This is a genomic window from Streptomyces sp. NPDC050439 (genome assembly GCF_040655335.1).
Taxonomy (GTDB): Bacteria; Actinomycetota; Actinomycetes; order Streptomycetales; family Streptomycetaceae; genus Streptomyces.
In genome coordinates this window covers 204,742-217,842 of the sequence record NZ_JBFAJT010000007.1, presented here as the reverse complement: position 1 = coordinate 217,842, position 13,101 = coordinate 204,742, and the positions used below count along the sequence as shown (strand labels likewise).

Annotated in this window: 13 protein-coding genes; 9 read left to right on the top strand and 4 right to left on the bottom strand. The window is 71.9% G+C overall.

The window, feature by feature from the left end; translation table 11 throughout:
• The 5 genes from AB0I66_RS28785 to AB0I66_RS28765 are packed head-to-tail and all read left to right on the top strand — an operon-like array spanning position 1 to position 5,013.
• A complete protein-coding gene (locus AB0I66_RS28785; protein WP_363210859.1) occupies positions 1–786 on the top strand; it encodes an SDR family oxidoreductase in 786 nt (261 codons plus the stop codon).
• 11 nt (positions 787–797) lie between these two features.
• A complete protein-coding gene (locus tag AB0I66_RS28780; protein ID WP_363210858.1) occupies positions 798–2,765 on the top strand; it encodes a thiamine pyrophosphate-binding protein in 1,968 nt (655 codons plus the stop codon).
• Positions 2,766–2,778: 13 nt separating this feature from the next.
• A complete protein-coding gene (locus AB0I66_RS28775; protein ID WP_363210857.1) occupies positions 2,779–3,714 on the top strand; it encodes a PDR/VanB family oxidoreductase in 936 nt (311 codons plus the stop codon).
• Between the two features lie 49 nt (positions 3,715–3,763).
• Complete coding sequence (locus AB0I66_RS28770) at positions 3,764–3,988, top strand: recombinase-like helix-turn-helix domain-containing protein (RefSeq protein ID WP_363210856.1); 225 nt, start codon at positions 3,764–3,766, stop codon at positions 3,986–3,988.
• Positions 3,989–3,993: 5 nt separating this feature from the next.
• Positions 3,994–5,013, top strand: a complete 1,020-nt coding sequence (locus AB0I66_RS28765; RefSeq protein WP_363210855.1) for an aromatic ring-hydroxylating dioxygenase subunit alpha — start codon at positions 3,994–3,996, stop codon at positions 5,011–5,013.
• Here the strand turns inward: AB0I66_RS28765 and AB0I66_RS28760 are convergent.
• Positions 4,995–5,537, bottom strand: a complete 543-nt coding sequence (locus AB0I66_RS28760; RefSeq protein ID WP_363210854.1) for a MarR family transcriptional regulator — start codon at positions 5,535–5,537, stop codon at positions 4,995–4,997. The two genes, AB0I66_RS28765 and AB0I66_RS28760, sit on opposite strands and share 19 nt — an antisense overlap.
• 172 nt (positions 5,538–5,709) lie before the next feature.
• On the opposite strand from AB0I66_RS28760, the gene AB0I66_RS28755 reads away from it, so the two are divergent.
• From AB0I66_RS28755 to AB0I66_RS28740, 4 genes are all read left to right on the top strand, one after another.
• Positions 5,710–6,381 (top strand): FadR/GntR family transcriptional regulator, encoded by a 672-nt coding sequence (locus AB0I66_RS28755; protein WP_363210853.1) that lies wholly within the window; start codon positions 5,710–5,712, stop codon positions 6,379–6,381.
• A gap of 140 nt (positions 6,382–6,521) precedes the next feature.
• Complete coding sequence (locus tag AB0I66_RS28750; protein ID WP_363210852.1) at positions 6,522–7,574, top strand: PAC2 family protein; 1,053 nt, start codon at positions 6,522–6,524, stop codon at positions 7,572–7,574.
• A 255-nt stretch (positions 7,575–7,829) separates the two neighbouring features.
• Positions 7,830–9,626 (top strand): S8 family peptidase, encoded by a 1,797-nt coding sequence (locus AB0I66_RS28745; RefSeq protein WP_363210851.1) that lies wholly within the window; start codon positions 7,830–7,832, stop codon positions 9,624–9,626.
• Between the two features lie 34 nt (positions 9,627–9,660).
• Positions 9,661–10,227: a hypothetical protein gene (locus tag AB0I66_RS28740; RefSeq protein WP_363210850.1), complete on the top strand. Its 567-nt coding sequence runs from the start codon at positions 9,661–9,663 to the stop codon at positions 10,225–10,227.
• Positions 10,228–10,325: 98 nt separating this feature from the next.
• On the opposite strand, the gene mshC is transcribed toward AB0I66_RS28740, so the two are convergent.
• From mshC to AB0I66_RS28725, 3 genes are all read right to left on the bottom strand, one after another.
• Positions 10,326–11,555, bottom strand: coding sequence for a cysteine--1-D-myo-inosityl 2-amino-2-deoxy-alpha-D-glucopyranoside ligase (gene mshC / locus AB0I66_RS28735; protein WP_363210849.1), 1,230 nt, complete (start codon positions 11,553–11,555; stop codon positions 10,326–10,328).
• 87 nt (positions 11,556–11,642) lie between these two features.
• Complete coding sequence (locus AB0I66_RS28730) at positions 11,643–12,440, bottom strand: SCO1664 family protein (protein ID WP_363211141.1); 798 nt, start codon at positions 12,438–12,440, stop codon at positions 11,643–11,645.
• Between the two features lie 23 nt (positions 12,441–12,463).
• Positions 12,464–13,054, bottom strand: a complete 591-nt coding sequence (locus AB0I66_RS28725; RefSeq protein WP_363210848.1) for a DUF3090 domain-containing protein — start codon at positions 13,052–13,054, stop codon at positions 12,464–12,466.
• Between the last annotated feature and the right edge of the window lie 47 nt (positions 13,055–13,101).

Genomic DNA, 13,101 nt, shown 5'->3' with positions numbered 1-13,101 from the left:
ATGGATCTGGGCCTCTCCGACCGGACCGTCCTGGTCACCGGCGGCAGCTCGGGCGTCGGCCTGGCCACGGTCCGCGCCCTGCTCGACGAGGGCGCGCGCGTCGCGACCTGCGGGCGTGACGCCGACCGTCTCGCCAAGGCCGCGGCCGGCCTCGGCGGCGGTGACCGCCTCGTGACGGGCGTGTGCGACGTACGCGACGCTGATGCCGTACGGGCGTTCACCGAGCGCGCGGCGGACACCTTCGGCTCGCTCGACGGGCTCGTCAACAACGCGGGGCAGTCCCGCATGAAGGGCTTCGCCGAGTCGACCGCGGCTGACTGGCGCGACGAGCTGGAGCTGAAGTTCGCCGGGGTCCTCAACCCCCTGCACGCGGCCCGCCCGTACCTGGCGGCGTCGGACGCGGCGAGCGTCGTCAACGTGAACGCGGTCCTCGCCAAGCAGCCCGAGCCCCGCCTCATCACCACCAGTGCCGCCCGCGCGGGCATCCTCAACCTCTCCAAGTCCCTGGCCACGGAGCTCGCCCCCGAGGGCATCCGCGTCAACTCGGTCTGCCTGGGCCTGATCGACACCGGTCAGTGGACCCGCCGCCACGCGGCGGCCGAGTCGGGTCTGTCGTACGAGGACTGGCAGGCGGAGCTCGCGGCGGACCGCGGGATCGCCCTCGGCCGCCTGGGCCGCGCGGAGGAGGTCGCGTACGCGATCGTCGCGCTGCTCTCGCCCCGCGCCTCGTACACCACCGGCACCAGCATCGACGTCTGCGGCGGCGTCGGCCGCGGCATCCTCTGAGGAGCTCCCCCATGCCACCCACTCCATCCACGCCGCTCGCGCCGTCCGCGCCGGCCGCGCACCACGCCACCGGCGGCGACCTCCTCGTCGCCGTGCTGCGGGAACTCGGCATCGACACGGTCTTCGGGATCGTCAGCGTGCACAACCTGCCGCTGGTCGAGGCGGTCGACCGGGAGCTGCGTTTCGTGCCGGTCCGCCACGAGGCGACCGCCGTGAACGCGGCCGACGCCTACGGCCGTGCGCGCGGATCGCTCGGCTGCGCGCTCACCTCGACCGGGACGGGCGCGGGCAACGCGGCCGGTTCCCTGGTCGAGGCGCTGAGCGCGGGCACCTCCGTCCTGCACGTCACCGGACAGGTGGAGAGCGAGTTCCTGGGCAGCGGCCGCGGTTTCATCCACGAGACCAAGGACCAGCTGGGCATGCTCGGCGCGGTCTCCAAGTACGCGGCGACCATTCCTTCGACGCAGGACGCGGGCCGCATCCTGCGCGAGGCGGCCCGAGCAGCCCTGACGGACCCGGGTGGCCCGGCGAGCGTGGAGTGGCCGGTTGATCTGCAGTACGCGGCCCAGACGGACGCGGCGCCGAGGATCGCGGGGGCAGCGCTTCCGGGTCCCGGCACGCAGCACGCCTCGCCGGCTCCGGAGCGTACCGAGCGGCCTGCGGCCACGCCGGAGAAGGCGGCACCGGAAACCGCGCTTTCGCTGCCCAGCACACCGATGACCACGGCCTCTCCGGCAGAAGCCGAGCGGCACGTGACCACTCCTTCCGGGACACCGGCACCGGCGAACAAGCCGTCCGGCAGGGAACAGCGATCCTGCGCCGCTGACGCCGCCCAGGCCGGCGCCCCGCAGACCGAAAGCCTGCGAACACTCGGCCACCCTGGAGCCCCGGCACGGCCCCACCCCACCCCCGCCGCTTCCGAGTTCGCCGCCGCCCAAGCCCTGCTGGCCTCCGCCGAGCGCCCCCTCATCTGGGCCGGCGGTGGAGCCACCCGCGCCGGCGCCGAGCTCGCCGAGTTGCTGCACGTCACCGGCGCCGGGCTGCTCACGTCCAACTCCGGCCGTGGCGCCGTGCCCGAGGATCACCCGCAGGTCATAGGGAACTTCGCCACGACCCCGGCAGCCCGTGCCCTCCTCGCGGACGCGGACCTGCTGCTGACCATCGGCACGCACTTCCGGTCCAACGAGACCGCCGACTACGGGCTCATGCTTCCCGAAGCGCACATTCAGGTCGACATCGACGCCGCCGCCCTCGGGCGCGTGTACCCGGCGCGGCACGCCCTGCACGGGCACGCGCCCGAGGTACTCGCGGCCCTGCTCCCGCACGCGCGCCGGGCCGACGAGAGCTGGACGCGCCGTGTCGCCGCCGTCCGCGCGGACGTCCGCGCCACCCTGCACGACAACATCGGCCCGCAGGCCGCGATCTGCGACGCCATCCGTGCCGCACTGCCCCGCGAGGCGGTCGTGGCCCGCGACGTGACCATCCCGTCCAGCAGCTGGGGCAACCGGCTCCTGGAGATGTACGACCCCCGCGACAACGTCTTCCCGCGCGGCGGCGGCATCGGTCAGGGGCTCGGCATGGGCATCGGCGCGGCCCTCGCGCGGCCCGACGCGCCCACCGTCGTCCTCGCCGGTGACGGCGGGCTCGCCGTCCACCTGGGCGAACTGCTCACGCTCGCCCAGGAGCGGCCACGCCTGACGCTGATCGTCTTCAACGACGGCGGGTACGGCGTGCTGCGCAACATGCAGGACCGCTACAGCGAACGCCGCTCCGGGGTCGATCTCGCCACACCCGACTTCGAACTCCTCGCCCAGGCCTGCGGGTTGCCCTACGCCAGGATCGCCGCCGAGGAGCACGCGCAGCCCGTGATCAGCCACGCCGTGGCCTCCGACGGGCCGACCCTCGTCGAGGTCGACCTGGCGGGTCTCGGCCCGATGAAGAACCCGTTCACCCCGCCCGTCAAGATCCCCGGCCAGTGAGGAGGCCTTCACCATGAACGAGAGCGAACTCACGCTCCTTGTGCGCCGCATGACCTGGGAGGCGGACGGCGTGCTCTCCGTCGAGCTCGCCCATCCGGAGGGCAAGCCACTGCCCGCCTGGAGCCCCGGGGCACACCTCGACCTCCACACGGGCGGGCACGTACGCCAGTACAGCCTGTGCGGCGACCCGCGCGACGCGACCGCGTACCGCATCGGCGTCCTCAACGAGGCCTCGTCGCGCGGCGGTTCGCGGCACGTGCACACCAAGCTGCGACCGGGCCAGACGGTCACCGCCTCCGAGCCGCGCAATCACTTCGCCCTGGAGGACGCCCCCGGCTACCTCTTCGTCGCGGGCGGCATCGGCGTCACCCCGCTCCTCGCCATGGCCCGCGAGGCGGCGCGGCGCGGGGCCGACTGGCGCATGGTGTACGGCGGACGCAATCGGGGCTCGATGGCGTTCACCGATGAACTGAGCGCGTTGGACGGCGACTTGACCGTCGTACCGCAGGACGAGCACGGGCACATCGACCTCGCGTCGGCGCTCGACGGACTGCCCGAGGGCACACTCGTGTACTGCTGCGGACCGGAGCCGCTGCTCGCCGCCGTGGAGGCGCTCTGTCCGGCGGACCGGCTGCGCGTGGAGCGGTTCGCCGCGCCCGTCGTGGAGCAGACCGGGGACGACGCCGCGTTCGAGGTGGAGTGCCGGAAATCCGGCCTCACGCTCTCCGTCGGCGCCGACACTTCCATCCTGCGGGCCGCCGAGGACGCGGGCCTGAGCGTCAGCAGCTCCTGCCAGGAAGGCATCTGCGGCAGCTGCGAGACGCGCGTGCTCGACGGCACGCCCGAGCACCGCGACTTCCTGCTCAGCGAGGCCGAGCACGCCGCGAACGCCTCCATGATGATCTGCGTCTCGCGCTGCGCGTCCGGCCGTCTCGTCCTCGACCTGTGATTCCCCGATCCGTCAGTCCCCGATCCGTGAGTCCCCACCGGAGGCAACAGTGACCACCACCTGGCCGTACCTGGACATCCACCAGTCCCGTACGCACGAGCCGACCCCTTACGAGTACAAGCTCGCCGCCACCCTCGAAGAGGTCTTCACCAAGGAGGGCCATGAACTCTCCGACGTCATCAACGGGCTGAATGCCCGTCAGGTGCACGCGCCCGACGGCGCCCCGTGGACCGAAGAGTCTTTCCGTGCCGAGATGAACCGACTGGGAGCGTGACCCCGATGACCACCTTTGCAGGCCCGACCGCTTCCGCCGACCACATCTACGCCACCGGCCTGCGCAACCAGTGGCACCCCGTCGTCCCCTCGGACTTCGTCGCCCCCGGCGCCATGCGCAAGGTCACCGCCCTTGGCGAGCAGTGGCTGCTCTTCCGGCGCTCCGACGGCGCCCTCTCGATGCTCGCCGACCGCTGCCCGCACCGCGGGGCACCCCTCTCCCTGGGCAAACACCTCGGTGACCGGGTTGCCTGCTGGTACCACGGCGTGGAGGTCGAGACCGACGGCACCGTCTCCTCCGTACCGGGTCTGCCCGGCTGCAACCTGGAGGGCAAGAAACTCGTCACGTCGCTGCCCGTGCGCGAGATCGGCGGCGCGATCCTGGCGTACTTCGGCGACGAGAAACACCCCGAGCCCGCCGAACTGACCCTGCCCGACCCGCTCACCGACCCCGACGTCGACGCGATCCTCTGCTACGCGGAGTGGAACGGCCCGTGGCGGTTCGCGGTGGAGAACCTCCTCGACCCGATGCACGGGGCGTTCCTGCACCACGAGTCGCACACGATGTACGACGGCGACACCACCGCCAAGTTCCGCATCCGGGAGACGGACCGCGGCTACTTCTTCGAGAAGACCGACCAGCGGGGCGTCAACTTCGACTGGGTGGAGCTGTGCCGCACCGGCGTGGACTGGGTGGACCTCACCATCCCCTACCCGCCGTCGGCGGGCCCCGGCGGCCCGTTCGGGATCGTCGGCATGGTCTGCCCGGTCGACGAGAACCGCACCGGTGTCTTCTTCTGGCGCTACCGCCGGGTGCAGGGCTGGCAGCGCGACACCTGGCGCTTCCTCTACAAGACGCTCATCGAGGAGCGCCACTGGCAGGTCCTCGAACAGGACCGCGTGATGCTGGAGGCGATGCCCGCCGACGCCGACCAGCGCGAGAACCTCTACCAGCACGACCTGGGCGTGGTCCGGCTGCGCCGCATGTACCGCGCGGAGGCGGAGGCTCAGGCCTCCGGTTCGTGAGGTGCGTCGGAGTCGGTGATGGACCGCTCCAGCTTGGACATCAGCCGGGCCAGCTGACGGCACTCGGCCGGGGAGAGTCCGTCGAGCATCCGGCGTTCGTTGTCGAGATGCTCGGCGAACACCTCGTCGATCTTGGCGAGGCCCGCCTCGGTGAGCCGTGAGTAGACGACGCGGCGGTCCTCGGCGTCGCGTTCGCGCACGATGAGGCCGTCCTTCTCCAGGCGGTCGATGCGCAGCGTCACGCCGGCCGACGACACGAGGCCGGAGTCGGCGAGCTGGCCCGCCGTGAGCCGGTAGGGCGCCCCGGCCCTGCGCAGCGCGGTCAGCACGTCGAACCCGGCGACCGCGAGACCGTGCCGCTCGATGGCCGTGGTGAGCCTGGTGTTGTAGCGCAGGAAGGTCCGGTGCAGCCGCGCGAGGACCTCCAGGGGCGCGGTGTCGAGATCCGGCCGTTCCCTCGCCCAGTCCTCGATGATCGACGCGACCGCGTCCCGCTGGGGCCCCGCCGACTTCTTCCCGGCCATCTGCCGTAGCCTCCCTCTCGCCGTCCCGCGGCCGGTCTCCGGCCGCGGTCAGTGGGGAAATCTTAGCCCTGAGAGAAGTGCGTATTCGCGGGACCTCGTGCACGCGGGTGCATGGACCCGCCATACTCGTCCGATACATCGGATGTCTTCTGTCTTGCGAGGCGAGGTCCCCATGGCTGTCACCGACGAGGCCATCGAAAAGATCAAGGGCATGATCGTCTCCGGCGCGCTGCGCCCCGGCGACCGGTTGCCCAAGGAGAGTGAACTCGCCGCCGACCTGGGCCTTTCACGCAACTCACTGCGCGAGGCGGTGCGCGCCCTCTCACTGATCCGCATCCTCGACGTACGTCAGGGCGACGGCACGTACGTCACGAGCCTGGACCCGCAGCTGCTCCTCGAAGCCCTCAGCTTCGTCGTCGACTTCCACCGCGACGACACGGTCCTCGAGTTCCTCGCGGTGCGCCGCATCCTGGAACCGGCCGCCACTGCGATGGCGAGCGCCCACATCACCGAGGCCGAACTCGACGTGCTGAGCGCCCAGTTGGACGCTCTCGGCCCGGCACCCTCGGTGGAGGAACTGGTCGCCTGCGACCTGGAGTTCCACCGGGGCATCGTGCAGTCGTCCGGCAACTCGGTGCTCTGCTCGCTCCTGGACGGCCTCTCCGGACCCACCACCCGGGCCCGCGTCTGGCGCGGCCTCACCCAGGAGGACGCCGTCAGCCGCACCCTGCACGAGCACCGCGCGATCCTCACCGCGCTGCGCGCCCGCGACGCCGAGGCGGCCAGGTCATGGGCGACGGTGCACATCGCGAGCGTGGAGCAGTGGCTGCGCTCGACGCTGTGAAGCACGGGTTCCGAGGGAGTGCGCGGGCCTTCCGTGGGGCAATGATCCATCCATCGCGGCCCGCGCAAGGGGGCTGCGGAGGGCCCCGCCGGACGCCGTAAGGTTGGGGCGTACGTAAAGGACGTCGGAAGGAGGCCTGGGTGATCGAGCTCGAGGGGGTACCCGAGCTGGTCGACCCGGTCATGGTGGCCGCGTTCGAGGGCTGGAACGACGCCGGCGACGCCGCCTCCACCGCGGTCGCGCATCTCGACAAGGAGTGGAAGGGCGAGGTCTTCGCGGCACTTGACGCCGAGGACTACTACGACTTCCAGGTCAACCGCCCCACGGTCTTCCTGGAGGGCGGCGTCCGCAAGATCACCTGGCCGACGACCCGGCTCTCGGTGGTCCGCGTGGGCGGCGACAAGCCTCGCGACCTCGTGCTGGTGCGCGGCATCGAGCCGTCGATGCGCTGGCGGTCGTTCTGCAACGAGATCCTGGGGTTCGCCCATGAACTGGGCGTGGAGCTGGTGGTGATCATGGGCGCACTGCTCGGTGACACCCCGCACACCCGCCCCGTCCCGGTCAGCGGCGTCACGTCCGACCCGGACCTGGCCCGCACCATGGACCTGGAGGAGACGAAGTACGAGGGCCCGACGGGCATCGTCGGCATCCTCCAGGAGGCGTGCACGCACGCGGGTGTTCCGGCGGTCAGCCTGTGGGCGGCCGTCCCGCACTACGTCTCGCAGCCGCCGAACCCCAAGGCCACGCTGGCCCTCCTGAACCGCCTGGAAGACCTCATCGGCCTGCGCATCCCGCTGGGCGACCTCGCCGAGGACGCGCGTGCCTGGCAGGTGGGCGTGGACCAGCTCGCGGCCGAGGACAGCGAGGTCGCCGAGTACGTCCAGTCGCTCGAAGAGGCTCGGGACACGGCCGAGCTGCCCGAGGCGACCGGCGAGGCCATCGCCCGCGAGTTCGAGCGTTATCTGCGCCGGCGCGACGGCGGCGGCCCGCCGCAGCCCGGCGGCCACGCGACGGAGGGCGGCGACACGGCCCCGTATCTGCGGGACAGCCCCGGTGGCGACCGCACCCGGCCGCCGAAGCCGCAGACGCGTCCGGACACGGACACGGAACCGGGGTCCGGAGCGGCGGGACGGGACGAAGAGAGCAGCGAGAGCAGCGACGAATCCGGACCCGCTGATTCCTCCGAGGACTGACAGCGGCATAGAACGAGTTACCTGGGGCGGCATCCATGAGGGTGCCGCCCCCGTCGCGTTCGGCGTCTGGCCGGATTGGGGCGTGACATCGCCTTCCGGACGAAATGCACGGGCTTCCCCGATCCCCTTGATTTCAAACCCAGTTGGGGCAAAGGGGGTGGACGGCCGCGCCCGGCGGTAGCAAGGTGTGCCCCGGAATGCGCGGCCACAGCGCGCAGCACGGCACCCCGCAGGACCGAAGGGAGCGGTGAAGCGATGACCGACCAGGTAGAGCCGGCAGGGGGCCCGGGAGCCAGTGGCCCCGGACCCGACGGGGCGGGATTCACCTACCGCGCGTCCGAGCAGGAGCTGATCGTCGTCGCACGGCCGGAGGCCCGGCTGCGGGCCGGGGCCGAGGGCGTCCGCTCGGCGGCGGGCTCCGACGTGTCGGCCCTGAACATGTTCCTCGGCGACGAACAGCTCGCCCTTGAACCGCTGTTCGGCAACGAGGAGCGTCTGCACGCCGCGGCCGGGCAGCACCCCGAGGCGGACGGCGGCGACGGCGACGACCTGGCGCTCTTCTACCGCGTACTCGGCGGCGAGAGCCGGGCCCAGGAACTGCGCTCGCGGCTGGCCGCGCTGCCGGGGATCGACACGGCGTACGTGAAGCCGGGTGCCGTACCGGCGTCGCTCGGCTCGACCGACAAGCCGCAGACCCCGGCCCAGCGCGGGCCGGGAGAGCACGGCACGGCCGACATCGGCGAGTCCGCGCGCCGCAAGGAAGGCGCCCCCGTCACCCCCGACTTCACCGGGCGCCAGGGCTATCTGCGCCCCGCGCCCGAAGGCGTCGACGCGCACTGGGCGTGGCAGCGGCTCGGCGGTTCGGGCGAGGGCATCACGGTGATCGACATCGAGGGCGCCTGGCAGCTGAGTCACGAGGACCTGACGGGCAAGCTCGCCGGCGTGGTCATCGGGACGCCGATCCAGGACGTGGCCTGGCGCAACCACGGCACCGCGGTGATCGGCGTGATCGGCGGCGACCGCAACTACGTGGGCATCACGGGCATCGCGCCCGAGGCGATGACCGCGACGGCCTCCTTCCAGCCCCTGGGCACCGCGGCGACGATCCACGCGGCGGCACAGCGGCTCGGCCCCGGTGACATCGTGCTGATCGAACTGCACCGCCCTGGACCCCGGTTCGACTTCGAGCCGCGCGACGACCAGCGGGGCTACATCGCCCTGGAGTGGTGGCCCGACGACTACGCGGCGATCCGGTACGCCACCGCGAAGGGCGTCATCGTCGTGGGCGCGGCGGGCAACGGCGCGGAGTCCCTGGACGACGCGGTGTACGAGCGCAGGCCCGACGAGTTCCCCGAGTCGTGGCGCAACCCCTTCAACCCCTCCAACCGGCCCTCGCGCGCCGTCCTGGTCGGCGCGGGCTCGCCGCCGCCCGGCACCCACGGCCGGGATCACGGCCCCGACCGCTCACGTCTGGGGTTCTCCAACTACGGCGCCCGCGTGGACGCCCAGGGCTGGGGCCGCGAGACGACCACGACCGGCGGCTCCTGGAACCAGCCGGGCGATCTGCAGGGCGGCCCCGACGAGATCGCCTGGTACACGGACACGTTCTCCGGCACTTCGTCCGCCTCGCCGGTCGTCGTCGGCGCCCTGGCCTGTCTGCAGGGCATGCTGAAGGCCGCGGGCCAGCAGCTGATGACCTCGGAGCGGGCGCGCACGGTGCTGCGCTCGACGGGCTCGCCGCAGCAGGACGCACCGGGCCGCCCGGCGTCGCAGCGGATCGGCAACCGCCCGGACATCAAGTCGGCGGTCACGAACCTGCTGCCGTCGGCGGTGGGCTCGGGCCGGGCCGAACGCTACTGGGACGAGCTGATCCCGTATCCCCCCGAACTCCCGCCGCGCCTGCGGCTGTTCGTCGCAGGAGAGTGGCGCAACCTGAACGACCCGTCCCCGGACATCCGTCGGGCGGTGCGCGCCGCCTTCGCCGGAGGACACCCCGACGTACGCGTCTGGTTCTCGGACGACGAGGTCGTCGGCCTGGTCGTCACGGGCTGAAGCATCACAACCATTGAGGGAAGGTGGCACACGCATGAGCACCACCCCACACATGAGCCCCCTGCAGCAGCAAGGCCAGCAGCAACAGGGCCAGCAGGGCCCGAGCACCGCGCCGCCCCAACAGTCCGGCCAGCAGTCCGGCCGGCAACAGCAGCAGCCGTTCGGCCAGCAGGGCATGCGCGGCATGCAGGGGATGCCGGGAATGCAGGGCCCCCAGGGGACCCAAGGCATGCAGGGTGCGCAGCAGCAGGCCCCGCCGCACCTCCAGCAGCAGCTCAAGGAGATCGGCCAGCAGCAGCCCTACCAGCAGCTGCTCCAGCAGCTCGGCCAGGAGAGCATCCCGCAGGCGCAGGCGCCCGAGATCTCCACGCAGGCGGTCGCGTCGAACGTCGCGACGTCGTTCTGGGACGTCGTCCAGCCCCTCCCCAGCCAGGCGTCGGCCCTCTACCTGTGGGTCGACGACGCGTGGCGGGTCTTCATCAACCCCAACCCGCAGACCCGCGACGAGGTGCAGACGGCCTTCGCGTTCGGCCAGCGGGTGTACGGCTACTACGACACCACCAACCCGGCGTATCTGGTGGCCGTCGTGGTCACGAAGTGACGGTCAGCACCGTCGTGTGAACGGACCGCGGCGCCGGGCGGAGTCCTTCCCGCCCGGCGCCGCTCTTCATGCCGGATGAACTCGGCTGTCGACGGTGACTACAGGGCCACGCCGAGCAGCGCGTCGACCGCGCGCGACACGACGCCGGGGGCGCCCTCTTCCGTGCCGCCCTCGGCCTCCTGGCGTGCGGCCCACGCGTCGACCGCGGCGAGCGCGGCCGGTGCGTCCAGGTCGTCGGCCAGTGCTTCGCGCATCTCCTCGACGAGTGCGTCGGCGGAGGGTCCGTCGGGACGCGAGACGGCGGCGCGCCACCGGCCGAGGCGCTCCACGGCCTCGGTCAGGACCGCGTCGGTCCACTCCCAGTCGGCGCGGTAGTGGTGCGCCAGGAGTGCGAGGCGGATGGCGGCCGGGTCGGTCCCGTCCCGCCGCAGCTTCGACACGAAGACCAGGTTGCCCTTGGACTTGGACATCTTCGCGCCGTCCAGGGCGACCATGCCGGCGTGGACGTACGCCTTGGCGAAGGGGTACTCGCCGGTGAGCGCCTGGGCGTGGGAGGCACCCATCTCGTGGTGCGGGAAGGCGAGGTCGGAGCCGCCGCCCTGCACGTCGAAGCCCATGCCCAGGTGGTCGAGGGCGATGGCCACGCACTCGATGTGCCAGCCGGGGCGGCCACGGCCGAGCGAGGCGCCGTCCCAGCTGGGCTCGCCCTCACGGGCCGCCATCCAGAGCATCGGGTCGAGCGGGTCCTTCTTGCCCGGGCGGTCCGGGTCGCCGCCGCGCTCGGCGGAGAGCAGCTTCATCGCGGCGGCGTCGAGGCCCGACACCTCGCCGAAGTGCGGGTCGGACTCGACCGAGAAATAGACGTCGCCCTCGAGCTCGTAGGCGGCACCCATGTCCCTGAGCCGTTCGACGAGCGGCACGATGCCGGGTATCGCCTCGACGGCTCCGATGTAGTGCTGCGGCGGGAGCAGTCGCAGGGCGGTCATGTCCTCGCGGAACAGGGCGGTCTCACCCTCGGCGAGCTCGACCCAGTCCTTGCCGTCGCGGTTGGCGCGTTCCAGGAGCGGGTCGTCCACGTCGGTCACGTTTTGGACGTAATGAACCTGCCGCTTGGTGTCGAGCCACACGCGCTGCACGAGGTCGAACGCGTTGTAGGTCGCCGCGTGACCCATGTGGGTGGCGTCGTACGGAGTGATGCCGCAGACGTAGATACGGGCGACGGGACCGGGGTCAAGGGTGACAAGACCGCCGGTCGCGGTGTCGTGGATCCGGAGGTCGCGGCCCTTGCCAGGAAGGGCGGGGACCTCAGAAGCGGGCCAGGCATGCATTCCATGAGCCTAACCGGACGGAGCGTCCGCATACGAGTGGGGGGCCTGGCGGGGAGCCTTGTGCGGTGCGAATTGAGCCGCCGCGGACTAGACCGGCGGCCACGGAATGGCGGGCCAATCACCGCTGGGCACGGGATGCTTCCCCGACGCCAGCAAGGCGTTCACCCTCGCGCGGAGCGCGTCCACCTCAGCTCCGGTGATCAGCTTCCCCAGCCGCAGGGCCAGCGGCGCGTCGGCGCCCAGCCCGTCCCGCAGGGACTCAAGCACACCCACCGCCTCGGCGGTCAGCGGCTCCCCCGCCCACCCCCACAGCAGCGTCCGCAGCTTGTCCTCGGCGTTGAAGGTGACCCCGTGGTCGATGCCGTACAGGCGCCCCGCGTCGGTCAGCAGATGCCCGCCCTTGCGGTCCGCGTTGTTGATCACGGCGTCGAGCACCGCGAGCCGCCGCAGCCGCTCGTCGTCCGCGTGCACGAGGAGCGCCGTGCGCCCCTCCCCCACGTCGGCGAAGCCGATCGCCTTCCAGCCCTCGCCCGGCTCCGCGCCCTCGACGAGGGCCAGCAGCTCCCCGCCGTCCTCGGCGGACTCCGGGTCGGTGTCCGAGCCCTCGATCCACAGCTGGCACATGCCCTCGCCGTGCGGCCCGTCCCGCAGGACGGTCGGCGGGACGAGGCCCCACCCCGTCGCCTCGGAGACCTCGTACGCGGCCACCTCCCGCTGTGCGAGCGTCCCGTCGGGGAAATCCCACAGGGGACGCTCCCCGGCGACCGGCTTGTAGACGCAGACGGTTTCCTGGCCCTCGTAGGAGACGGAGCAGTAGAGCACCGCGTTCGAGGCATCGCGGATGCGTCCCCGCACGGTCAGCTCACCCCGGGCGAGCAACTCCATGACGTCGGTGCCGGAGGCCACGCTCACGCGCCCCGCCGGTATCCGTTCTGCCGCGGGCATACGTGTCCTTCCGGGTCGAGCGGGAGGCTGCACAGCGGGCACGGCGGCCGGCCCGCGTTCACGACGTCCAGGGCGCGCTTGGCGAACGCGCGCGCCTGCGCCCCGGTGAGCCGCACGCGCAGCATCGGCGGCCCGTTCTCCTCGTCCTGCAGAAGCCTTTCCTCGGCTTCGGCGAGATCCTCGTCGGACTCGGCGTCCAGCTCGACCAGAGCCTGCGCCTCGACGATCATCCGCTCCTCGTCGCCGTCCCAGGCCAGCGCCATGGTGCCGACGCGGAACTCCTCCTCGACGGGTGAGTCCAGGGGCGCGCTGTCACTGACCTCCGAGGGGGCCACCGCGGGCACGGGGGTGTTGCCGCCACTGCGGCGCACCACCTCGTCCAGCAGCTCTTCCATGCGTTCGGCGAGGGCGGCCACCTGGGTCTTCTCCAGGGCGACGCTGGTCACCCGGACACCCGCGGAGGCCTGGAGGAAGAAGGTACGCCGGCCGGGGAGCCCGACCGTTCCGGCCACGAAGCGTTCCGGCGGGTCGTAGAGGAACACCTGACGCGACACGTCCTGTCTCCATTGGGATCGACTGCGGTTGATCATTTGCGCTCGTT